Annotated in this window: 18 protein-coding genes; 8 read left to right on the top strand and 10 right to left on the bottom strand. The window is 72.9% G+C overall.

The window, feature by feature from the left end; all coding sequences use genetic code 11:
* The first annotated feature begins 90 nt into the window (after positions 1-90).
* From ACFVHV_RS02690 to ACFVHV_RS02675, 4 genes are all read left to right on the top strand, one after another.
* Positions 91-468, top strand: coding sequence for an ADP-ribosylation/crystallin J1 (locus ACFVHV_RS02690; protein WP_359900454.1), 378 nt, complete (start codon positions 91-93; stop codon positions 466-468).
* 294 nt (positions 469-762) lie between these two features.
* Entirely contained in the window at positions 763-1,641 is an 879-nt protein-coding gene (locus tag ACFVHV_RS02685; protein WP_359900456.1) for an alkaline phosphatase family protein, read from the top strand.
* Between the two features lie 516 nt (positions 1,642-2,157).
* Positions 2,158-2,640 carry a hypothetical protein gene (locus tag ACFVHV_RS02680; RefSeq protein WP_359900458.1) on the top strand — a complete coding sequence of 161 codons (483 nt, stop codon included), beginning with the start codon at positions 2,158-2,160 and terminating at the stop codon, positions 2,638-2,640.
* A gap of 295 nt (positions 2,641-2,935) precedes the next feature.
* Positions 2,936-4,270, top strand: coding sequence for a multidrug effflux MFS transporter (locus ACFVHV_RS02675; RefSeq protein WP_359900460.1), 1,335 nt, complete (start codon positions 2,936-2,938; stop codon positions 4,268-4,270).
* 182 nt (positions 4,271-4,452) lie between these two features.
* Here ACFVHV_RS02675 and ACFVHV_RS02670 read toward each other — a convergent pair whose 3' ends face one another.
* From ACFVHV_RS02670 to ACFVHV_RS02625, 10 genes are all read right to left on the bottom strand, one after another.
* Positions 4,453-6,510, bottom strand: a complete 2,058-nt coding sequence (locus ACFVHV_RS02670; RefSeq protein ID WP_380348332.1) for a glycosyl hydrolase family 18 protein — start codon at positions 6,508-6,510, stop codon at positions 4,453-4,455.
* A gap of 554 nt (positions 6,511-7,064) precedes the next feature.
* On the bottom strand, positions 7,065-7,634 hold the full coding sequence (locus ACFVHV_RS02665) for a hypothetical protein (RefSeq protein WP_380348330.1): 570 nt from the start codon (positions 7,632-7,634) through the stop codon (positions 7,065-7,067).
* Positions 7,635-7,840: 206 nt separating this feature from the next.
* Positions 7,841-8,788, bottom strand: coding sequence for an ABC transporter substrate-binding protein (locus ACFVHV_RS02660; RefSeq protein WP_359900466.1), 948 nt, complete (start codon positions 8,786-8,788; stop codon positions 7,841-7,843).
* Positions 8,789-8,833: 45 nt separating this feature from the next.
* Positions 8,834-9,511, bottom strand: a complete 678-nt coding sequence (locus ACFVHV_RS02655) for an ABC transporter permease (RefSeq protein ID WP_359900468.1) — start codon at positions 9,509-9,511, stop codon at positions 8,834-8,836.
* Positions 9,508-10,179: an ABC transporter permease gene (locus ACFVHV_RS02650; RefSeq protein WP_359900470.1), complete on the bottom strand. Its 672-nt coding sequence runs from the start codon at positions 10,177-10,179 to the stop codon at positions 9,508-9,510. The genes ACFVHV_RS02655 and ACFVHV_RS02650 overlap by 4 nt, the downstream gene beginning before the upstream one ends.
* Positions 10,166-11,380 (bottom strand): ABC transporter ATP-binding protein, encoded by a 1,215-nt coding sequence (locus ACFVHV_RS02645; protein WP_380348328.1) that lies wholly within the window; start codon positions 11,378-11,380, stop codon positions 10,166-10,168. The genes ACFVHV_RS02650 and ACFVHV_RS02645 overlap by 14 nt, the downstream gene beginning before the upstream one ends.
* A gap of 214 nt (positions 11,381-11,594) precedes the next feature.
* Positions 11,595-11,981: a rhodanese-like domain-containing protein gene (locus ACFVHV_RS02640; RefSeq protein ID WP_359900474.1), complete on the bottom strand. Its 387-nt coding sequence runs from the start codon at positions 11,979-11,981 to the stop codon at positions 11,595-11,597.
* Positions 11,975-12,667 (bottom strand): cysteine dioxygenase, encoded by a 693-nt coding sequence (locus ACFVHV_RS02635; protein ID WP_380348326.1) that lies wholly within the window; start codon positions 12,665-12,667, stop codon positions 11,975-11,977. Before ACFVHV_RS02635 ends, ACFVHV_RS02640 begins: the two co-directional genes overlap by 7 nt.
* A gap of 196 nt (positions 12,668-12,863) precedes the next feature.
* Positions 12,864-12,941, bottom strand: coding sequence for a putative leader peptide (locus tag ACFVHV_RS02630; RefSeq protein WP_107086570.1), 78 nt, complete (start codon positions 12,939-12,941; stop codon positions 12,864-12,866).
* Positions 12,942-13,103: 162 nt separating this feature from the next.
* A complete protein-coding gene (locus ACFVHV_RS02625) occupies positions 13,104-16,352 on the bottom strand; it encodes a hypothetical protein (protein WP_380348324.1) in 3,249 nt (1,082 codons plus the stop codon).
* Positions 16,353-16,784: 432 nt separating this feature from the next.
* Here ACFVHV_RS02625 and ACFVHV_RS02620 point away from each other — a divergent pair, with 432 nt between their 5' ends.
* From ACFVHV_RS02620 to ACFVHV_RS02605, 4 genes are all read left to right on the top strand, one after another.
* The gene (locus ACFVHV_RS02620; RefSeq protein ID WP_359900480.1) at positions 16,785-17,627 is read left to right on the top strand and encodes a nitrilase-related carbon-nitrogen hydrolase; all 843 of its coding nucleotides are present in this window, start codon (positions 16,785-16,787) and stop codon (positions 17,625-17,627) included.
* An 11-nt stretch (positions 17,628-17,638) separates the two neighbouring features.
* Positions 17,639-19,087 carry a dihydropyrimidinase gene (gene hydA, locus ACFVHV_RS02615; protein WP_359900481.1) on the top strand — a complete coding sequence of 483 codons (1,449 nt, stop codon included), beginning with the start codon at positions 17,639-17,641 and terminating at the stop codon, positions 19,085-19,087.
* Positions 19,088-19,242: 155 nt separating this feature from the next.
* The gene (locus ACFVHV_RS02610) at positions 19,243-20,256 is read left to right on the top strand and encodes a TIGR03842 family LLM class F420-dependent oxidoreductase (RefSeq protein WP_380348322.1); all 1,014 of its coding nucleotides are present in this window, start codon (positions 19,243-19,245) and stop codon (positions 20,254-20,256) included.
* Between the two features lie 209 nt (positions 20,257-20,465).
* Positions 20,466-22,022 (top strand): NCS1 family nucleobase:cation symporter-1, encoded by a 1,557-nt coding sequence (locus ACFVHV_RS02605; protein WP_380348320.1) that lies wholly within the window; start codon positions 20,466-20,468, stop codon positions 22,020-22,022.
* The last annotated feature ends 99 nt before the right edge of the window (positions 22,023-22,121 follow it).

The following is a 22,121-nucleotide window of genomic DNA, read 5'->3' as shown; positions in this document are numbered from 1 at the left end:
CGCCCGTCCGCCCTCGCCGCATCTCTTCGTCCCTCGCGGCCCGGGAAATCCGGTGGCCGGGCCCGTCGTGGCCCGGCTACCGTCCCCGCCATGACCAGCAGGTTCGTCCCGACGCAGCCCCCGACCACCACCCTCTGGCGCCCCACCGGCCCCGAGGAGCTCGCCCTGGTCGAGGCCGCGGACCGGCGCGCCTGGCCGCCCCGCCTCCCCGAGCAGCCGATCTTCTACCCCGTCCTCAACGAGGACTACGCGATCCGGATCGCCCGGGACTGGAACGTGCCCGCCTCGGGCGTCGGCTACGTCACCCGCTTCGAGGTCGACACCGCCTTCCTCGCGCGCTACCCCGTTCAACGGGCAGGCGGCCGGACGATCCTCGAACTCTGGGTTCCCGCCGAGGAGTTGGACGAGTTCAACCGGCACATCGTCGGCCGCATCGAGGTCGTCCACGAGTTCCGCCCACAGCCGTGACGCGGCCGGCCGCCGACAAGTCGCTGCCGCCCGCGGTCTACCCGGACGGTTCCCGGCTGCCGCGCACCGGACCCTCCTGACCCGCTCCCGGACGGCAGTCCCGGACCCCCGTGCCCGCCCCCGGACGGCAGCGGCGGAACTCCGCCCGGGGCCTGGGAACGCCCGTCCGACACTTCGTGGACACCTGACGTTCGGCGGTGGGACGCCGACCGGTACGGCGGTCGGTGAACCATGGCGCGGTCGGCGGCGCCCTCGGCGGGCGCGGCCGGGTGCGCACGACCGAAAGGAACCCCCATGTCCGCTGCCCAGTGGCCCCGCCCCCGGGTGCTCGTCGTCGGGATCGACGGCGTCCGCCACGATTTCCTCGCACAGGTGCCGATGCCCCGCCTGCAGGAGGTCGCCGAGGCCGGGTTCCTGGTACCGGTCACCGTCGCGGACAGCACGCCCACCATGTCCGGGCCGTGCTGGGCCACCATCGTGACCGGCGTCGAGCCCGCCAAGCACGGGGTGTGGGGCAACCACCTGGGCGGCAACCGGCTCGACGTGTTCCCCGACTTCGCCACCCGCCTCGCCCGGGGCGACCGCCGCCGCACCTTCGTCGCGGCCGGCTGGGACCCGCTGATGATCAACGAGTCCGGCGGCCCGCTGTTCCGCGCCCCCGGCCGGCTCTCCTACGTGGCCCCCGCCGAGGACACCCCCGAGGCCTGGGAGGCGGTGGACGAGGAGGTCACCCGGGAGGCCGTCCACGTCCTCGGCACCGCCGACCCCGAGGCGTCCTTCGTGTACCTCGGCGCCGTCGACGAGACCGCCCACTTCCTGGGCTGCGGCGACGAGTACCGCGCGTCCATGCGCACCGCCGACGAGCGCCTCGGCCGCCTCCTCGACGCCGTCCGGGGCCGGGCGACCCACGCCGAGGAGCAGTGGACGGTCATCGTCGTCACCGACCACGGGCACGTGGACGCCGGCGGCCACGGAGGCCGTACGGCCGAGGAGCGGACGGCCTGGGTGGCCTGCGCCGGGCACGACATCCCGGCCGGTCCGCCCACCGGCGAGATCCGTCATCCGGACGTCGCCGCGCAGGTGTACGCCTCGCTGCTGCGTCCGATCGACCCGCACTGGACCCTCGACGGCCGCCCGTTCCCGGTCGCCCGTCCGGTACCGGCGGCGGTCTGAAACCGCGGCGGCCCGAAGCGGTGGTGGCCCGAAGCCGTGGTGGTCCGAAGCGGCGGCGGCGGGTGACCCGGCTGCAGCAGGCCGGGCTGCGGCGGCTCCGGGCCTGAGCGAGGCTCGATCGGGGCCCGGGCCGTTCTCGACCCGGGCGTGCCAACCTGAGCGCCGGAGCGGCACGGACCCGGCGACCGGTGGTGCCGGGGCCTGTGGCTCAGGGATCCGCAGGTCCGGGACCCGCGGGGCCGGAATTCGCAGGTCCGGAATCCGCGGGCCTCAGGGTCCCTGCCGGAGGACATACGCCTGAAGGTGGAGAAGGTACCCCGTGGGTCGGAGACAAGTTCGCGACCTGGTGGTGACGATCCGACGGGTCCGGACGGGCCACGATGGTTGCACCAGACGGCGGAGCACGCCGACCGGGTCGGTGACGCGGACCTGAGCGGCCGCCGACAGCGAAGACGAGCGGCAGCGGCACGAGCGGCAACGGCCGCATCGGTCACGACACGGAGAGGACAGTCGGGCATGAAGGGCATCGTGAGCAAGGTCGCGCTGGGAGTCGCGGGTACCGGCATGGCTGTCGCCGTGGCGGCTGTGGCAATCGGCCCGCGGGTGTCCGACTGGTACGACGAGCACCACCAGCAGCAGGGCGCGTACGAGACCGGCACCCAGGCCAAGGCGGACCGCCGTTCGATGCCGACCTGGCTGCCCGACGACGCCTCCGGGGTGAAGTACCTGATGTCCACCACGGGCGACGACCGCCTGCTGCGCGCCACCCTCCCGGAGGGCCGGCTGCCCGCCGGCTGCACCGCCGGGCTGCCGGGCAAGAGCGCGCACCCGGTGCCGCAGGCGCTCAAGGCCGGCTGGTTCCCCGAGAGCGTCGCGACCAAGGCCACCGGCACCTGCGGGCACTACAACGTGGCCCTGACCGGCAACCAGCTCTACGCCTGGCAGGACGGCGCCGCGGTGCAGGCGGCGCTGCGCGCCGAGCACGTCGCCAAGCGCTGAGTCCGGCGACCGGCCCCGGGGGCCGCCCGCCGGCCGGGCGCCGGCCCTCCCGAGCACTGCCGAGGACTCCTCCCGGCCACCTCCGGCCCGGGGAGCGGAGCGGAACGGAACGGCCCGCCGGGCACCGGAAGGTGCGGGCGGGCCGTCGTCGTGTGCGGGCCGGGCCGGGCCGCGGGGCGACCGCCGGACGCACCCCCACGGCCGAACAGCGTGCACCCCCGCTGTCGGAACCGGCCCGGGCTGCGATAGGACGGAGCGCGAACGAACCCCGCGTCACCCGTCCGTAAGGAGAACCATGCCCGGCCCGACCGTCGGCCCCACCGACGACACGTCGACCGCTGCCGCTCCCGCACCCGCCACCACTCCCGACCCCGCGTCCCTTGCCGCCCCGGCTCCGGCCCCGGCCCCGGCCCCCGCCACCGGCCGGGCCCGGCCCGGCTGGGCCGTGATCGCCGCCCTCGGCGGGATCGCCGCGCTCGGCCCGCTCACCACCGACCTCTACCTCCCGGGCCTGCCCGCGATCGCCGACGACCTGGTCGCCCAGCCGGCCGCCGTCCAGCTCACCCTGACCTTCTCGATGCTCGGGGTCGCGGCCGGTCAGCTGCTCTTCGGGCCGCTCAGCGACCGCTACGGGCGCCGTCGGCCGCTGCTCGCGGGGCTCGTCCTCTACACCCTGGCCAGTGTGGCGTGCGTGTTCGCGCCGAACCTGACGGTGCTGATCGTCGGCCGCTTCGTCCAGGGCGCGGCCGGCTCCGCCGGGCTGGTGATCGGGCGCGCCGTCTCCCGGGACCGCTTCCAGGGCGTGGCACTGCTGCGCTTCCTCGCCTCGATCGCCCTGATATCCGGGCTGGCGCCGATCCTCGCCCCGATCATCGGTGCGCAGCTGATGCGGTTCACCTCGTGGCGCGGCACCTTCGGCGTGCTCACGGCCCTCGGACTGCTGCTCACCCTGGTCTCGTTCGGCGTGCTGCGGGAGACGCTGCCGCCGGAGACCCGGGACCGCGGCGGGGTCGGTGCGGCCCTGCGGACGATGGGGAGGCTGCTGCGCAACCTGCCGTTCCTCGGGCTGGCGCTGACCAGCTCCCTCGCCTTCGGGGCGCTCTTCGGCTACATCAGCGGATCGTCGACGGTCCTCCAGGACGTGTACCAGGTCTCGCCGCAGACCTACAGCCTGCTGTTCGGGCTGAACTCGTTCTCGATCGTGGTGATGACCCAGGTGAACGGACGGGTGCTGGCGCCGCGCTTCACCCAGCGGGCGCTGATGCTGGGCAGCCTCGCGGCGGCGGTCGCCGCCGGGGCGGCGCTGGTGCTGCTGACGACGGTGTGGGACTTCGGGCTGGCCGGGTTCTGCCCGCCGCTGTTCGTGATGATGGGCAGCCTCGGGGTACTGCTGCCGAACACCGCCGCCCAGGCGCTCGGCCTGGTCGAGCCGCAGGTGGCGGGCACGGCGTCGGCCCTGCTGGGGACGGGCAACTTCCTGTGCGGTGCGGTGGTCGCACCGCTGAGCAGCCTCGGCGGTCGGCCGTCCGCCGTGCTGCTGGCGCTGGTGGTCCTGGTCTGCGGGGTGCTGGCGACGGTGGCGTACCTGGCGCTGTGCCGGCCGGAGCGGATGCGGGCGGCGGGCGGCTGACGGGCGAACAGCGGCGAACGGACGCCGACGAACGGACGACAGGGAACAGATAACAGCGAACAGGTAACAGCGAACAGGTAACAGCGAACAGGTAACAGGGATCAGCGAACGGAAGGCGAATGACAGCTGACAGAAAATGAAATCTGTCAGCTGTCATCCGTCATTCGTCACCCGAAGCGGACTCAGGCGATGGAGAAGTCGTCCCCGTACACGTTGCCCTGGCCGTACCAGCCGTGCAGGTACACGGTGACGGTGCCGTTGGCGCCGGTGGTGAAGGGGACGGACAGCTTGGTCCAGCCGGAGGAGCTGGTCCAGGCGCTGGCGGTGGCGCCGCCGCTGACGCCGACGTAGGCGTAGTTGCCCTGCACCCAGCCGCTCAGGGTGTAGCTGGTGTTGGGCTTCAGGGTGACGGTCTGCGAGCACTCGCCGGTCTGGCCGGCGGTGGCCGCCGCCTGGAGCGCCTTGGCGCCGGAGTGGACCGGGGTGGAGACCACGGCGCCGCCGCTCTGGCAGGTCCACGGGGTCAGGCTGCCGCTCTCCAGGTCACCGTTGACCAGGCCGGTCGTCGGGCCGGCCCCGGTGATGGTCAGGGTGTAGGCCGCGGTGTGGCTGCCGGAGGGGCCGGTGGCGGTGACGCCGAGCTGGTAGGTGCCCGGAGTCGCGGCCGAGGTGGTGCTGATGTTGAGCGTCGCGCTGTTGCCGGTGGTGACGCTGCCAGGAGTGACGGTGGCGTTGATGCCGATGGTCGGGACGCTGATGACCGAGAAGTTGACGGTCTGCGCCGAACCTGCGGTGGTCGCCGTCGTGATGGTGGCGGAGGTGGACGAACCAACCGCGACCGTACCGGAGTTCGGGTTCACGGCGACCGAGAAGTCGTTGCCGGGCTGGGTGCCGGTGACGTTCAGGGTGAAGGTGCCGGTGTGGCTGCCGGAGGCCGCCGAGCCGGTCACCGTGATCGGGTAACTCCCGGGCGTCACGCCGGAGATGGTGCTGATGTTGAGCGTGGCGCTGTTGCCGGCGGTGACGCTGCCGGGGGTGACGGTGGCGGTGACGCCGGCCGGGGCTCCGCTGACCGTGAGGTTGACGCTCTGCGCCGAGCCCGCCGTCACGGCCGTCGCGACGGTCGCCGAGGTGGACGAACCGGCGGCGACGGTGGCGGAGTTCGGGCTGACCGACACCGAGAAGTCGTTGTTCACCGTCGAGCCGCTGGTGAACGGCGCGAAGATGTGGCTGAAGTCCCAGGTGTTCTGGGTGATCCCGGAGCAGTTGTCGTTCCCGGCCGTTCCCGGGCAGCCGCCGTTGTCGCGCTGGAGCGCCCAGAAGGACAGCGTGTTGATGCCCTTGGCGACCGCCCAGTTGTACACGGTGTTGGCGTTGGCCAGGGTGAAGGTCTCGGCCGGGCCGAAGTCGTCGACACCGATCATCTCGATGATCCCGATCGAACCCCACAGCTGGGCGGGGGTCTTGGACGGGTAGAGCTTGGCGAGCTGGTTGTAGAGGCCCTGCGCGGAGGTCTGGGTGTCGGCCGCCATGTCGTGGGTGGCGTTGTCGTAGTAGTCGAAGGTCATCATGTTGACGACGTCGATCCGCGCGTTGTTGCTGACCGCGTTCCGCAGCACCGCGAGGCCGCTGTCGGCCAGTCCGGAGGGGGTGGTCGGCAGCGTGTAGGAGAACTGGATGGTCCGGCCCTTGGTGGCCGCCCAGTCCTGGACGAGCTTGATCGCCTTGTTGCGGCGGTCGATCCCGCCGCTGTTGGTGAGCGAGTTGTCCTCGATGTCGAGGTCGATCCGGCTGACGTCGTAGGTGGTGATCACGTTCTCGAAAGCGGCCGCGATCTGGTTGACGTCGGTGCAGCTGTCGGCCAGCTCGGTGCCGGTGTTGTCGGCGGTGTAGCCGCCGAAGGACGGGATCACGTCCCCGCCGTTGGCGCGGATGGTCGCGATGTCGGCGCCGAAGGTGGAGGAGGACACCGGCTTGGAGGTGTCGCCGTTCCAGTACGGCGTGCAGGAGCCCTTGGTGGCGGCCTGGAGGAACGCCATGGTCAGGTGCTTGGCGCCGGACTGGGCGGCCAGCTGGGCCGGGCTCTGGCCGGTCCAGGACTCGAAGTAGGGGGCGAAGACCCGGCTGGGGAGCGGGGTGGCGGCCTGGGCGGAGCTCGTCCCGGCGGCGACCAGGCCGGCCGAGGCGGCGAGTGTGGCGCAGGCTGTCAACACGGCCTGGACTGTTCTGCGAAGGCGCATGGATTCTCCAACAGACTTGGTGGGGCAGGACGTTGGGGAGGTGCGGTCGGTCCGGGCGGGGCGGCCGAGTGAGGTCGGCCGCGATCCCGGGACCGGGGCGGGTATCGGGAGTGCGGGCGTGCGGGCGTGCGAACGCCCACCGGCTCGCGCGGACGCGGGCGGCGTGCGCATGCGCGCCGTACGGAGCGGGGGTGGAGTGGAGCATGGCAGGGCAGTGCCTCAGCCGCCGGTGGTCACACCCCCACAGTGCATCCCGGTCGGATCGACATGCTTATGTTTGGACTAGACCACTGGTCTGTCAAGAGACCTAACAGTTCGTCAGCACACGGTCCGCGTGATGAAAGGGGGTGGGAGGGGGCCGGTGCCGGTGCCGGTGCTGGGGTCGGTGCCGGTGTCGGCGAGAGGCCCCGTAACGAGAAGACCGTGGCCGCGCACCCGGAAGGGGGCGCGGCCACGGCAGCCCGGCGCTCAGGACACCGGGCGGTTCATGGTGTCGCGGTTCCGTGGACCTGTCGGCCCGGATCGGTGGCTTGGACCAGGATCAGTGGCCGGAGTCAGCGGGACGGCGGGCAGAGCGTGGCGAGCAGCGCCTCGTTGATCTTCGCGGCGGTGTCCGGGCCGAAGCCCTGCGGGTGGTCGGCGGAGGTGAAGCGCTGGTTGGCCAGGTCGACCAGCTTCTGCTTGTCCTTGGGGAACTGGTACATCGACTGGCACTGGTTGCGCGCCCGGTCCACGGCCTGGTCCGGCTTGCCGCCGACGATCGCCGGGTCGATCGCGTCCAGCGCGGACACCAGCTTGGTCGCCAGGTCGGTGCCCGGCTTGGCGGGCAGCCCGGCGTCGGTGGGCGGGGCGGGCTTGGCCGGTGCGGGGGCTCCCGAGGCACCGGCGTCGGGGGCGGGAGCGCCGGTGGCGCCGTCGGCCGTGGGGGTGGCCGAGCCGGGCGCGGGAGCCGCCGGTGTGGTGGCGGCGTCGGAGGGCGCGGGGGTCGATGCGGCGGAGGCGGTGGGGGAGCCGGCCGCGGAGGTGGCCGAGCCCGAGCCCGAGCCCGATCCGGAGCTGGAGCAGGCTGCGAGGCTCACCGCGGCGAGTGCCGTGAGGGTGGCGGCGAGGAGACGAGTGCGCATGGCGCCCAGAGTGTCATGTTCGCGGCATGGAAGGGAAGGTGTCTCCGGTGGCTCAGGAGGATCGCCGGAACGGCGGGCGGCGGCCCGGAGGAAACTCCTCCGGGCCGCCGCGTTCATGATCCGCGGGCGTCCGCGGGCGTCAGCAGGTATCCACGAGCGTCCGCGCGCATGCACGGGCGTCCGGGGGCGTCCGCGCCGGACCGCCGTCAGCCGAGCCCGTTGGACTTCAGCCAATCCTTGGCGACCGCCGACGGGTCCTCCTTGTCCACCGAAACGCGCTTCATCAGAGCCACCAGCCCGGCGGTGTCGAGCTTGGCCGACACCGCGTTGAGCGCCGCCGTCGCGGTCGCGTCCACGCCCGCCTTGTAGACCAGCGGGGTGACGTTCTGCGCGCCGAAGATGTTCTTCGGATCGGCCAGCGGGACGAGCTTGTACTGAGCGATCTTCGGGTCGGTGGTGAACACGTTGCCGACCTGGATGTTGCCGTCCTTGAGCGCGTTCGCGGTGGTGTCGGCGGTGGGCTTCCACTCCTTGAAGGTCAGTCCGTAGACGTCCTTGAGCTGCTGCTCGCGACGGTTCTTGAACTCCGGCGGCCCGCCGATGGTGAACTCGCCGGCCTTGGCGGCGAGGTCGGCGATGCTCTTGAGGTTGTCCTTGTCGGCCGTCTCCTGGGTGACGCTGAGCGAGTCCTTGTCCTCGGCCGGGGACGATTCGAGGAGGCCCAGCGAGGCGGGCAGCGTCGTGGTGAGCGCCGTGTTCACGTCCTGGGTGGTGGCGGCGGTGGACTTGGGGTCCAGGTAGGCGAGCAGCGAGCCGTTGTACTCCGGCAGGACGGTCAGGTTGCCGCTCTGCAGCTGTCCGTAGAGCACCTCGCGGCTGCCGATGTTGAACTTCTCCTGGACCTTGACGCCCTTGGCCTTGAGCGCCTGCGAGTAGATCGACCCGAGCAGGACGTTCTCCGGGAAGTTGGCCGAGCCGACCACGACCGTCGACCCTGAGCCGCCTGAGCCACCCGAGCCGCCTGCCGGGGCCGAGGCGCTCGACCCCCCGCCGAGCGGGTCCCCGCCGGAGGATCCGCAGGCGGTGGCGCCGAGGGCGAGCGCGGCGAGGGTGCCGAGGACGACGGCGCGACGGCTTCGGTTGATTGTCGACATGATGACAAATGTCCTTCCGGAACGGGAGGTGAGGGGAGACGGACGTCAGTGGGGCCGCTGCTGGGCGCGCACCCCGGGCGGGAGCGCGAACCGGGCGAGCAGGGCGAAGAACAGCTGGGCGGCGACCGCGAGCAGCACCACCAGCAGCGCGCCGCCCACGGTCACGGCGTACTGGCGGGTCGCCAGCCCGTCGATGACGTAGCGGCCGAGGCCGCCCAGACCGACGTAGGCGGCCACCGTGGCGGTCGCGATCACCTGCACGGTCGCCGTGCGGAAGCCGGCCAGCAGGGTCGGCGCGGCCGAGGGCAGGCAGACCTGCCGCAGCACCTGGGGGTGGGTCAGCCCGATGCCGCGGGCGGCGTCCCGGACGTCCGGGTCGGTGCCGCGCACCCCCTCGACGGCGGCCACCAGCAACGGCGGCGCGGCGAGGGCGACCAGCGGGATCAGCACGGCGGTGTCGCCGACCCCGGCGAGCAGCACGGCCAGCGTCACCAGGCCGAGGGTGGGCAGGGCGCGGGCGGCGCCCGCGAACGCGGTCACCACGGTGACGCCGCGCCCGGTGTAGCCGATCAACAGCCCGAGCGGGACGGCGAGCAGCGTCGCGCACAGCAGGGCCTCGCCGGAGAGCAGCAGGTGCTCGGCGACCCGGTGCGCGATCGAGTCCGGCCCGCTGAGGTGGTCCGGGGCGGTGAAGAAGTCGCCCAGCCAGTTCAGCCAGTTCACGAGCCGGCTCCCTTCTCCCGGACGGCCCAGGGCGCGAGCAGCCGCCGGGCGGTGACCAGCAGCAGGTCGACGGCCAGTGCCAGGACGGCGATCAGCGCGATGCCGGCCACGATCGGGGTCGGGAAGGTGCGCTGGAAGCCGTCGACGAACAGGTAGCCGAGCCCGCCGCGGCCGACCAGCGCACCCACGCTCGCCAGCGAGATGCTGGACACCGCGGCGACCCGCAGTCCGGCGATCAGGTACGGCACGGCGGCGGGCAGCTCGACCGAGGTCAGCCGGTGCCACGGCCCGTACCCCATCGCGGTCGCGGCCTGCCGGACGGCGTCCGGGACGGCGCGCAGTCCGTCCACGGTGGTCGGAAGCAGCACGGCGAGGGCGTAGAAGGTCAGCGGGATCATCACGGTCGCCTGGGTGGCGAGGCCGGTGTACGGGATCAGCACCACGAACACGGCCAGCGAGGGCAGCGCGTAGACGATGTTGAACACGGCGGACAGCGGCTGGTACAGCCGGGGGTAGCGGGCGCAGGCCAGGCCGAGCGGGACGGCCAGCAGCAGGCCGATGAGCACGGGGACGAGGGCGATCACGGCGTGGTCGGCGAGCAGGTGGCCGAGGTAGCCGAGGTGATCGCCGATCCAGTACCAGCGGACGATCGGTTCATCGTCCACCATCGACTCCGTCCGTGCCGTCCGTGCCGTCCGTGCCGTCCGTGAGGCCGGTGCCACTCGCGCCGCCCGTGTCGCCCGTGCCGCCCGTGCCGCCCGTGTCGCTCGCGTGGCTTCCGGCGATCGGGGACTTGTCGATGCGGACGGGGGCATCGGCGGCCGGCGAGCCGGAGGCGTCGGGCCGCAGCGCGGCGAGGACGGCCTCGCGGCTCGCGGTGCCGGTGACCCGGCCGTCGGCGTCCAGCGCCACGGCGACCCCGGCGGGGGAGAGGACGGCGGCGTCCAGCGCGGTGCGCAGGGTGTCGGTGTCCGGGTGGAAGCCGGCCGTCGGCTGGAGTTCGGCGACGACGGCGTCGCGGTCGATCCAGCCGATCGGACGGCGCTCGTCGTCCAGGGCCAACTCCCAGCCCCCGTAGCGGAGCCCGTCGCCCACCGGGCGGAGCTCGACGGCCCGGGCGGAGCGCAGGCCGAGGCCGCGCAGGCCCCGGTCGCGTCCGAGGAAGGCGGCCACGCCCTCGTCGGCGGGGGTGGTGAGCAGGGTGTGCGGGTCGGCCAGCTGGGCGATCCGTCCGCGCTCGCGGAGCACCACCACCTGGTCGCCGAGCCGGACGGCCTCCTCGATGTCATGGGTGACGAACAGCACCGTCTTGTGCAGCTCGGACTGGAGCCGCAGCAACTCCTCCTGGAGCCCGGCCCGTACCACCGGGTCGACCGCGCTGAACGGTTCGTCCATCAGCAGCACCGGCGGGTCGGCGGCCAGCGCCCGCGCCACGCCGACCCGCTGCTGCTGGCCGCCGGACAGCTGGAACGGGTACCGCTTGGCGGTCTCCGGTGCGAGTCCGACCAGTTCGAGCAGTTCGGCGGCGCGGGCGCGGGCCTTCTTGCGGTCCCAGCCGAGCAGGTAGGGGACGGTGGCGATGTTGTCGATCACCTTGCGGTGCGGGAAGAGCCCGGCCTGCTGGATCACGTACCCGATGCCACGGCGCAGCTTGGCGGGTTCCAGCTTCGCGACGTCCGTGTCGTCCAGCAGGACCCGGCCCGAGGTGGGCTCGACCATTCGGTTGACCATGCGCAGCAGGGTGGTCTTTCCGCAGCCGGACGGGCCGACCAGGACGGTTATCCGACCGGTCGGGACCTCCAGGTCCAGGCCCTCGACCGCGACGGTGCCGTCGGGGTGGCGCTTTCCGGCGCCCTCGAATCTGATCACGTGGGAGTTTCCTCGTCAGGGCGCCCCGGGGAGGCGGCGCCTGGGTCGTTCGGTCGTTCGGTCGGGTCGTTCGGTGACGGCGGTTTCAAGCGCCCGGGCGTACTTCCGCCCGCGTGGCTGCCCAGCTTTGGACCGGCGGAAACTCTGATCAGACTATGACCTGCATCATCTCCTGTCCTTGATTTACCGCCCGGCACGCGGTGTGACCGCGACCTCAGCCGCCCTGACGGGTCGGCAGACCGGAGGCCGCCCAGCCCACGAAACCGCCGTCCAGGTCGGTCGCCCGGTGCAGCCCCAGCTCGCGCAGGGAAGCGGCGGCCAGGCTGGAGGCGTAGCCCTCGGAGCAGACCACGATCACCTCGACGTCGTAGCCCGAGGCCTCGGGGATCCGGTGACTGCCCGTCGGATCGAGCCGCCACTCCAGCACATTGCGCTCGATGATCAGCGAGCCGGGGATCTCCCCCTCGGCCGCCCGCTGCGCCGCCGGACGGATGTCCACCAGCAGCGCGCCGTCCAACTGGGCCTGGTAGGCCTCGCGGGCGCGCGGCCGGTGCACGCCCTGCCGGGCCCGCTCCACCAGGTCGTCGATCGTGGTCACCATTGTTCCGGTCCTTCCTCGGAGGTGCGGACGAGCCCGCCGGCCCGCAGGTCGTAGTGCGCCATCGAGCTCAGCGGCGGCGAGTAGGCGTGCAGGGTGACGGCAGGGCCGACGGCGGTGTTGCGCACGTCGTGCACGTACTCGGGGCCGAAGGCGCGGGCGGTGCCGGCCGGGATCCGCCGGATCAGCAGGCCCTGCTCCGGGCCGCCGAGGGACAGCTCCTCCAACTCGCCGAGGGCGACGGTGAAGGCGCCGCGCGAGCCGCCGTGGTCGTGGAAGCCGGTGGACTGGCCGGGCAGCCAACTGATCAGCCACACCTCGTGGTCCTCGTCGGCCGCCAGGCGGCGGTACCAGCGCTCCTCGGTGGAGAGGCGGACGTGGTGGATCCACTCGTCGGGCCGCTCGGCCAGCTCGCGGACGATGGTCCGCAGGGTGCTGGGGGTGAGCGGCGCGGGGGTGTCCCCGGCGGGCGGCGGCGGTGGTGGTGGCTCGGGGGCGCTCGCCGGGCTCGCGGAGCCGGCGGCGGTGGTTGTGCCGACGGTGTCGGCGGTGGTGATGCCGGCGGTGGTGATGGCAACGGCGTCAGCGTCGGTGCCGGTGGCGGTGCGGGTGTCGGAGCCGGTGTCGATGTCGGCTTCGGGGCCGGTGGTCGGGCGGGTGCGGCGGCTGATGCTCGGGCTCGGGCTCATGGGGCGTCCTCGGGTGCGGCGGGAACGTCGGCGGGAAGCGCCCGGCGTCCGGTGGCGTCGGACGGGCGCGGGCCGACGGAGCGGCTCGGCACGAACGGGTGCGCCGGGGCGGGGCAGGAGTCAGAACTGCGGGTGCGGGTGCGCGGCGCGGGACCTGGCGGACGTCACAGGGCGGGACCGGCGGGGGAGAGCAAGGTCAACAGGCACAGATGGAACTCGCCTGGCGTCGCAGATCGACGTGCAGGCGGCAGACCAGAGTGGCGCCGGAGTCCATGCGCCGGATCTTTCCCGAGCGAACCGGACGAAGTCAAGCCGAGCCGACGGCCCGCCGCCGTCCGTTGCCGGTGCCGGGCGGACCCGTCGGCCGCCGGTCGGACCGTCCTTCGAGCACTTCTCGACCGTCCTTCTCGACCGTCCCTCGTCCACTCCTCGGCCTCTATTCCTCGACCAGGTGGCGCGGAACCGGTGGACCCGTGGCGGGCGGCGCCGACGCGGTGTCGCCCGTCGGTTGCGCGGGCACCGACCCGCCGGCGCCCGGCGCCGGTCCGGCCAGTGCCTGGTCGGCCAGTGCCTGTTCGACCAGGGGCGCGGCCTGCTCGCCCAGGTGGCGGCCGAGTGTCTGGTAGGCGTCGAACTGCTGGTGGTCGAACCACTGGTCGCTGGTGCGGTCGTTCGGGAAGGCCCGGTTCGCCATCGCGTAGGCGTGCAGCTCGTACGGCATGTCGGGGGTCAGCACCGCCTGGAGGAGGACCAGCCGGCCGTGCCGGACTGCCCCGGGCCCCTCGTCCAGGTCCGGGTAGTGGATGTCCCCGGTGATCACCGCCCGGGCCGAGAGCCGGGCGGACAGCTGTGCCGCGAGCCCGCGCAAGGGAGGCCGGCGGCCCGCGCGGCCGTTCGTGCGGTCCTTCGCGCCGTCGTCCGCGCGATGGTCCGCGCCGTCGTCCGCACCGCCGCCCCCGGCGGGTCGGTCGGTGGGCCGGTCGGCGGCGCTGCCGGGGATCAGCAGTTCGGGCTCGTGCAGGGTGATGACGACGCCCAGCTCCTCGCGGGCCAGGGTGATCGCGGCGGCCAGCTTGACGGCGTAGCCCGCGTCCCCGCTGGCGTCGATGCAGACCGCCGTGCCCACCCGGTGCCGCAGCAGCTCGACCAGCCCGAGGTTCTCGTAGTGGCCGCCGTCGGTGGTGAGCAGGAAGCGGTCGTCGGCCGGGAACCGCCCGATCAGCTCCCGCAGTTGGTACGGGAGGCGGCGGACGGCCGGCTGCGCGGGGCGGCGCCAGTCCGGTGGGCCGGACCAGTCCGGGCCGAGCACCGCCGGGTTGGGCAGCCATGTGCCGAGGCGGGCGTTGGTCACCGCGAAGAGCCGCTGGTGGACCCGGGATTCCCGCCCCATCGCGGAGGAGAAGGCCGCGCCGGACACGGCCATCGCCGACTGCACGGTGAGGTCCCGGGCGATGTGCGGACGGGTGCGCCGCTCCAGCAGGTCGGTGCGCGCGTACCCGATGTCCGGACCGCCCACGTAGTCGTACGAGAGCGAGAAGGAGACTGCCGGACGACCCGGCGGTGTACGGGAGTTGCCCGACAGGTTGGCCGCCGCCGAGAAGATCACCTGGGGGAAGTCGGGGCGCCGGGCGCCGTAGTGGCTCAGCCAGGTCTGCTCCCGGAAGAAGTGGTACGGGCGGGCCACCGACCCGCCGCTCTCGGTGGCGCGCCGGACCGCGAACGCCGAGGCCAGTCGCAGCCGGTAGAACGGGTGCAGGCTCATCCAGGTCTGGTCGAGGTTCAGCCCTACCGCGCCGAGCAGCAGCGGCAGCAGCACCTGGACGGCGGTCGGCCAGGCGTACCCGGTGGCGACCGCCCAGCCGAGGGCCAGCAGCGCACCGGCCGTCAGCGCCAGGAGGGCGGACCACACCACGAGGGTCCGGGGCAGGCCGGCGGCACGACCGTCGCGGGGACGGCCCGCGCCGTGACCGGTGCCGCCGTCCGCCGTGCCCGCCGTGCCCGGTGGGGTGGCACCCCGGCCGGGCGACCGGCGGTCGCGCCAGAGTATGCCGAGCAGCAGCGCCAGGTAGCTGAGCGCCACGGTCAGGCCGAGACCCGCGCCGGTCAGCTGCGGCCCGGCCGCCAGCGCCTGCTGCAGCCGCACCGCGCCCCAGGCCAGCTCCGGCACCGCCAGTACCCCGACGGCCAGCAGGGCGGCCAGCCCGAGGAGGCCGAGGTTGGCCCGGCGCAGGGCGCGCGGCAGCACCGTCTGCCAGCCGAGCGACGGGAAGGCCAGCAGCCAGAGCAGCCAGCACCCGGCGGCCGTGGCCAGCAGCACGCCGAGGGCGGCGAGCGCGGGCACCCGGAACTCCAACGGGCCCGGTACGGCGTCGGTGTGGCGCAGCCCGGCGGCCGCCAGCTGGCTCAGGTCGGTGAGCGGCACGGCCCGGTAGCAGCGGCTGAGCCCGAGGCCGAGCGTCAGGACGGCGGCCAGCAGCAGGGTGAGCGCGGACAGGACGCCACGCAGCAGCGTCCCGAGGGCGACCAGCCACTCGCCGGCGCCGTCGGCGACGTACTTGCCGTGCCGGCGGAGGTGGTCCTCCTCGGGGGAGCCGGGTTCCATCACGGTGTCGGCCGTCAGGCCCGAGGCGGCGTGCACGGGACTGCCGGGTGCCGAGTCGCTGAGCGCGAGCTGGAGCGCGCCGACGGTGTAGCCACCGCCCGAGACGGAGACGAGGTAGCGGGCCCGTTTCAGCCAGGGCCGCAGCGACTGGAGCGCGCCGAGGGTGACGCAGGCCGAGCGGATGCCGCCGCCGGAGGCGCAGAAGCCGAGTTCGGCGGGTTCGCGGCCGGGCGGCACCCGGGCGGCGTCGCGCCAGCGGGCGTGCCGGACCGGGGTGTCCCGGGCGCCCGGCGGGCCGTGGGCGTCCGGAGACGCGGCGGCGGCCGGTGGGGCGCCGTGCCGGGTGGCGATCGGCCAGGGCGGGATCAGCGCCGGGCGCTCGGGGGAGTCGGTGCCGTGGGCCTTCGCGCTCGCCCGCGCCGGTCGGAGCCCGCGTACGGCGCGGGTGGCGGTCGCCACCAGGAGTCCTGCCGCGACCGCCCCGGCGGGCAGGAGCAGCAGCCATTTGACGGTGGCGAGCGCGGTGGCGGCGGCGAAGGGGGTGTCGGAGGGGGTGCCGGAGCCGCCCGTGCCGGGGCGGAGGCCGTCGAGCCCCGCGCGCAGCAACGCGTCCTCGCCGAGGTCGCAGCAGGCCGCCAGCAGTCCGGCGCCGCCGACCGCGAGCGCCGGCAGCCGTCGGCGTGCCGGTCCGAGCAGGTACCCACCGAGCAGTGCGGTGGCGAGCAGCGTCAGCGCGTAGCCGCCGATCAGCCAGCCGTCGGCGCGCAGTGCGGCCAGGTGGTCCGCGACGCGTCCCCCGACCACCGCCTCGGCGGCCGCACGGGAACCGGCCAGTTGGAGGGCGACGTCCTGTACCTGCGGTGCCAGGTGCCGGAACAGCAGCCCGCCGAGGACGACCGGGACCAGTGCGCCGAGGGCGAGCAGCAGGCCGGCCCAGGCGGGCAGTGCGGGCGACCGAGCCGCGGGGCTTCCGCCCGCCGCCGTACCGGCCGGAACCGTGCCTCCGGCCGCGCCTCCCGCCTCGCCTCCCGCGGTGCCTGCTGCTCCCGCACTTTCCGCCGTTTCCGCCGCGGAATTCCGCACCACCGTCATCGTCACCCCCGCTCGGTCGCCTCGATCCCCCGTGACCGAGCCGTCGAACTCGTATGAAACCAGCGAGGACTGACGGTCCATCGCGATCCACAGCGAAGTTCACGCGGCTCTTACCCGGCCATCGCCATGTGCGCACCCCGGGCGTTCGGTTTCACTCGAACGAGTAAGGAGGCGAGTCTCGGGGTAGATCGTCTTTTCATCGCACCCGGGACCACCCGCGTGTCCGCGCAACAAGATCTCCCCAGACGCGTTTCCGTCAACGTATTGTCAGGCCACCGAGGCCGGGCCTACCGTCTACAGATCGCTTTCTACGCACGTAGACCCTGTGGTTCCCCGAGCGGAACCGCGGGTCAGACCCGCCCCGTCAACCCTCAGACCGCGGGCCCGACCGCACGGCCGGACCGCGGAGTTGCGGAGGTACCCATGTCGCAGATCGTCCGTGCCGCGCTCGTCCAGACCCGCTGGACCGGCGACCAGGAGAGCATGATCGCGCTCCACGAGCGGTACGCCCGCGAGGCCGCCGCCCAGGGCGCGAAGATCATCGGCTTCCAGGAGGTCTTCAACTCCCCGTACTTCTGTCAGGTCCAGGAGGCCGAGCACTACCGCTGGGCCGAGGCCGTTCCCGACGGCCCGACCGTGCGCCGGATGCGGGAACTCGCCCGCGAACTCGGGCTGGTGATGGTCGTCCCGGTCTACGAGGAGGAGCAGCCCGGCGTCTACTACAACACCGCCGCCGTCATCGACGCCGACGGCAGTTACCTCGGCAAGTACCGCAAGCACCACATCCCGCAGGTCAAGGGCTTCTGGGAGAAGTACTACTTCAAGCCCGGCAACCTCGGTTGGCCCGTGTTCGACACCGCCGTCGGCAAGGTCGGCGTGTACATCTGCTACGACCGCCACTTCCCCGAGGGCTGGCGCGCCCTGGGCCTGGCCGGCGCGCAGATCGTCTACAACCCCTCGGCCACCAGCCGCGGCCTGTCCGCCTACCTCTGGCAGCTCGAACAGCCCGCCGCCGCCGTCGCCAACGAGTACTTCGTCGCCGCGATCAACCGCGTCGGCACCGAGGAGTACGGCGACAACGACTTCTACGGCACCTCCTACTTCGTGGACCCGCGCGGCCAGTTCGTCGGCGACGTCGCCTCCGACAAGGAGGAGGAACTCGTCGTCCGCGACCTCGACCTCGGCCTGATCGAGCAGGTCCGCCAGCAGTGGGCGTTCTACCGCGACCGCAGGCCCGACGCCTACGGACCGCTCGCCGAGGCGTGAGGAGCAGCGCGATGACCACCAACGACGTGCGGGCCGCCCGCGACCCGCACCAGCGCACCGTCGTCCGCGGCGGCCTCGTCATCACCGCGACCGAGGAGGTCCACGCCGACGTCCTGATCGAGGGCGAGCGCATCGCCGCCCTCGCCGCCACCGGCAGCTCCGCCGCCGGGGCCTGGACCGCCGACACCGTCATCGACGCCACCGGCCACTACGTCATCCCGGGCGGCGTCGACGCCCACACCCACATGGAACTGCCGTTCGGCGGCACCGCGGCCTCCGACACCTTCGAGACCGGCACCCGGGCCGCCGCCTGGGGCGGCACCACCACCATCGTGGACTTCGCCGTCCAGCCGGTCGGCGGCTCGCTGCGCGAGGGCCTGGACGCCTGGCACGCCAAGGCCGAGGGCAACTGCGCGATCGACTACGCCTTCCACACCATCGTCTCCGACGTCAACGACGCCGTGCTGAAGGAGATGGACGCCCTCGTGGACTCCGGCGAGTCCACCTCCTTCAAGCTCTTCATGGCCTACCCCGGCGTCTTCTACAGCGACGACGGCCGCATCCTGCGCGCCATGCAGCGCGGCGCCGCCAACGGCGGGCTGATCATGATGCACGCGGAGAACGGCATCGCCATCGACGTCCTGGTCGAGCAGGCGCTCGCCGCCGGGAGGACCGCCCCCCGCTACCACGGCGAGGTCCGCCGCGAACTGCTGGAGGCGGAGGCCACCCACCGGGCGATCAAGCTCGCCCAGGTGGCCGGCAGCCCGCTCTACGTGGTGCACGTCTCCGCCGCCGCCGCGCTCGCCGAAATCGCCCAGGCCAGGGACACCGGCCTCAACGTCTTCGGCGAGACCTGCCCGCAGTACCTCTTCCTCTCCACCGACAACCTCGCCGAGGAGGGCGCCGACGGCTTCGAGGGCGCCAAGTACGTGTGCAGCACGCCGCTCAGGCCGCGCGAACACCAGGAGGCGCTCTGGCGCGGGCTGCGCACCAACGACCTCCAGGTGGTCTCCACCGACCACTGCCCGTTCTGCTTCGTCGGCCAGAAGGAGCTGGGCCGGGGCGACTTCTCGAAGATCCCCAACGGCCTGCCCGGCGTCGAGAACCGGATGGACCTGCTCCACCAGGCCGTGGTGGACGGGCACATCAGCCGGCGCCGCTGGGTCGAGATCGCCTGCACCACCCCGGCCCGGATGTTCGGCCTGCACCCGCGCAAGGGCACGATCGCCCCGGGCGCCGACGCCGACCTGGTGGTCTACGACCCCACCGCGGTGCAGACCGTCTCCGCCGCGACCCACCACATGAACGTGGACTACTCGGCCTACGAGGGCCGCCGACTCACCGGCCGGGCAAGGACAGTGATGTCGCGCGGCACCGTCGTGCTGGACGACGGCGCCTGGCTCGGCCGGGCCGGCCACGGCGCCTTCCTGCGCCGGGACACCTGCCAGTACCTGGTCTGAGCCCTCTCCCGCTTCCCGCCCCTCCCGCCGTGCGGCGTCACCTGGCGCCGCCTGCTCGCCGTTCCACCGCTCGCCGTCCGACCGCTGTCCGCCCGCCGCTCCGATCCGGTCGGTGGCCGGTCGGCGGCGGGCAGAACCCTTACCTGGAGCCCTCCATGGACATCGGCCTCGTCCTTCAGACCGACCCGCCCGCCCGGCTGCTCATCGACCGGATGATCCGCGCCGAGCAGGCCGGTTTCAGCCACGGCTGGACCTTCGACTCCTGCGTGCTGTGGCAGGAGCCCTTCGTCATCTACAGCCGGATCCTCGCCGAGACCGAGCGGATGACCGTCGGCCCGATGGTCACCAACCCCGGAACCCGCACCTGGGAGGTGACCGCCTCCACCTTCGCCACGCTCAACGACATGTACGGCAACCGGACCGTCTGCGGCATCGGCCGCGGCGACTCCGCCATGCGGGTCGCCGGACGACGCCCCGCCACCCTCGCCCGGCTCTCCGAAGCCATGCGCGCCATCAAGGAGTTGGCCGAGGGGCGCACCGCCGAGGTGGACGGAACCGAGATGCACCTGCCGTGGGTTCGCTCCGGCGCGTCGCTGCCGATCTGGATGGGGGCTTACGGCCCGAAGGCACTGAACCTGACGGGCCGTCAGGCCGACGGTTTCATCCTGCAGCTGGCCGATCCGTACCTCACCGAGTTCATGATCAAGGCGGTACGGGCCGCCGCCGTCGAGGCCGGCCGGGATCCGGACTCGGTCACCGTCTGCGTCGCCGCCCCGGCCTACGTCACCGCCGACGACTCGCCCGAGGCGCTCGCCCACGCCCGGGAGCAGTGCCGCTGGTTCGGCGGGATGGTGGGCAACCACGTGGCCGACCTGGTCAGCCACTACGGCGAGCACTCCGACCTGGTGCCGGAGGCGCTCACCGAGTACATCAAGGGCCGGCAGGGCTACGACTACAGCCACCACGGGCGGGCCGGGAACCCGGACACGGCCTTCGTCCCGGACGAGATCGTCGACCGCTTCTGCCTGATCGGCCCGCCGGAGGCGCACCGGGCCCGGCTGGCGGAGCTCCGCTCGCTCGGCGTCGACCAGTTCGCCGTCTACGCCATGCACGACGCCATCGAGGCCACCATCGACGCGTACGGGACGGACGTCATCCCGCACCTGTGACGCCGGCCCGCGCAGTTCCGTGTGAAGTCCTGCCCGTGCCGTCGATCGTGACCATCCTGTGCGCCTGTCTGTGAACCCGGCCGTGAAGCCGACCGTGTACCTGCCTGTGAACCCGGCCGTGTACCTGCCCGTGAAGCTGCCTGTGAACCCGCCCCTGACCCCAACCTGAGCCCGGCCGCTGATTCGGCCGCGGCGGACGGGAGTTGTCCGTGTCCGGAACCGAAGCCAGTGGCAGCAGACAGCTGCACCACTCCGACGGCCGGGTCGAACTCGGCCCGGCCGACGGACAGTTGCCCCCCAACGGATTCACCAGCGACGACCTGCGGCCGGTCCCGGTGGCGCGGCGCACCTGGACCACGTACAACTTCCTCGCGCTCTGGGTCGGCATGGCCCACAACATCCCGTCCTGGACCCTGGCTTCGGGCCTGGTCGCGCTCGGCATGGACTGGAAGCAGGCGGTGCTGACCATCGCACTCGCCAACCTCGTCGTGCTGGTCCCGATGCTGCTCACCGGGCACGCCGGCACCAAGTACGGCATCCCGTTCCCGGTCTTCGCCCGCGCCTCGTTCGGGCTGCGCGGCGCCAACCTGCCGGCCCTGCTGCGGGCGGCGGTGGCCTGCGCCTGGTTCGGCATCCAGACCTGGATCGGCGGCGAGGGCATCTTCCTGCTGGCCGGCAAACTGCTCGGTGAATCCTGGCGCACCGCCGGTGAGTTCGGCGGACACCCGTGGACCCAGTGGCTCTCGTTCCTGCTGTTCTGGCTGATCGAGATGGCCATCATCGCGCGGGGGATGGAGGCCCTGCGGCGGTTCGAGAACTGGGCGGCGCCGTTCGTCATCGTCGGCGCGCTCGCGCTGCTGGTGTGGATCACCGTCAAGGCGGGCGGGCTCGGACCGCTGCTCGACCAGCCGTCCAGGCTGGGGTGGGGCGGCGGCTTCTGGAAGGTCTTCTTCCCGGCGCTGATGGGCATGATCGGGTTCTGGTCCACGCTCGCGCTGAACATCCCCGACTTCACCCGCTTCGGCGGCAGCCAGCGCGCCCAGATACGCGGGCAGGCGCTCGGCCTGCCGACCACGATGACGCTCTTCGCGTTCCTGTCCGTGCTGGTCACCTCTGGCTCCGAGGCGGTCTACGGGGTGCCGGTGTGGGATCCGATCCAGCTGGCCGCCAAGATGGAGAACCCGGTCGGCATCCTGTTCGCGCTGCTGACCGTGCTGGTCGCGACGCTGTCGGTGAACATCGCCGCCAACGTCGTGTCGCCCGCCTACGACCTCGCCAACCTGCTGCCCCGCCTCGTCGGCTTCCGGACCGGGGCGCTGATCACGGGGGTGGTCGGGATCGCGATCCTCCCGTGGCGGCTGATCTCCGACCCGCACGTGTACATCTTCACCTGGCTGGGCGTGGTCGGCGGCCTGCTCGGCACCGTCGGCGGAGTGCTGATCGCCGACTACTGGGTGCTGCGTCGCACCCGCCTCCGGCTCGCCGAGCTGTACCGGCCGGGCGGGGCGTACTGGTACGCGGCCGGTTGGAACTGGAGGGCCGTCACGGCGCTCCTGGTGGGTGGCGTGCTGGCGGTCGGTGGCTCGTACTCCACCCTTGACGCCGATGGGGCGAAGCAGGGTCCGTTCCCGGCGGACGGCCTGATCCCCGTCCTCAAGCCGCTCGCCGATTACGGCTGGGCCGTTGGGCTCGCGGCGGCGGCCGTGGTGTACCTGGGGCTGAGCGGGCTGTTCGGGAGGGGAGTTGCGCGGGCGGGGGAGGGCTGACGGATGACGGCGAACAGCTGACAGATTTTGAAATCTGTCAGCTGTCGGCTGTTCGTCGTTCGCCGTCGTTCGTCGCCTGTCGCCTGTCGCCTGTCGCCT

This window comes from Kitasatospora sp. NPDC127116 (genome assembly GCF_042677365.1).
GTDB lineage: Bacteria > Actinomycetota > Actinomycetes > Streptomycetales > Streptomycetaceae > Kitasatospora > Kitasatospora lactacystinica.
This window is presented reverse-complemented; position numbering and strand designations above follow the sequence as displayed.

What these genes read in the sequence shown, in the direction of transcription:
- ACFVHV_RS02660 (WP_359900466.1), bottom strand. Translation starts at nt 8,788, where the DNA reads ATGTCGACAATCAACCGAAGCCGTCGCGCCGTCGTCCTCGGCACCCTC.
- hydA (WP_359900481.1), top strand. Translation starts at nt 17,639, where the DNA reads ATGACCACCAACGACGTGCGGGCCGCCCGCGACCCGCACCAGCGCACC.
- ACFVHV_RS02650 (WP_359900470.1), bottom strand. Translation starts at nt 10,179, where the DNA reads ATGGTGGACGATGAACCGATCGTCCGCTGGTACTGGATCGGCGATCAC.
- ACFVHV_RS02675 (WP_359900460.1), top strand. Translation starts at nt 2,936, where the DNA reads ATGCCCGGCCCGACCGTCGGCCCCACCGACGACACGTCGACCGCTGCC.
- ACFVHV_RS02685 (WP_359900456.1), top strand. Translation starts at nt 763, where the DNA reads ATGTCCGCTGCCCAGTGGCCCCGCCCCCGGGTGCTCGTCGTCGGGATC.
- ACFVHV_RS02635 (WP_380348326.1), bottom strand. Translation starts at nt 12,667, where the DNA reads ATGAGCCCGAGCCCGAGCATCAGCCGCCGCACCCGCCCGACCACCGGC.
- ACFVHV_RS02640 (WP_359900474.1), bottom strand. Translation starts at nt 11,981, where the DNA reads ATGGTGACCACGATCGACGACCTGGTGGAGCGGGCCCGGCAGGGCGTG.
- ACFVHV_RS02690 (WP_359900454.1), top strand. Translation starts at nt 91, where the DNA reads ATGACCAGCAGGTTCGTCCCGACGCAGCCCCCGACCACCACCCTCTGG.
- ACFVHV_RS02610 (WP_380348322.1), top strand. Translation starts at nt 19,243, where the DNA reads ATGGACATCGGCCTCGTCCTTCAGACCGACCCGCCCGCCCGGCTGCTC.
- ACFVHV_RS02630 (WP_107086570.1), bottom strand. Translation starts at nt 12,941, where the DNA reads ATGGACTCCGGCGCCACTCTGGTCTGCCGCCTGCACGTCGATCTGCGA.
- ACFVHV_RS02670 (WP_380348332.1), bottom strand. Translation starts at nt 6,510, where the DNA reads ATGCGCCTTCGCAGAACAGTCCAGGCCGTGTTGACAGCCTGCGCCACA.
- ACFVHV_RS02665 (WP_380348330.1), bottom strand. Translation starts at nt 7,634, where the DNA reads ATGCGCACTCGTCTCCTCGCCGCCACCCTCACGGCACTCGCCGCGGTG.
- ACFVHV_RS02620 (WP_359900480.1), top strand. Translation starts at nt 16,785, where the DNA reads ATGTCGCAGATCGTCCGTGCCGCGCTCGTCCAGACCCGCTGGACCGGC.
- ACFVHV_RS02680 (WP_359900458.1), top strand. Translation starts at nt 2,158, where the DNA reads ATGAAGGGCATCGTGAGCAAGGTCGCGCTGGGAGTCGCGGGTACCGGC.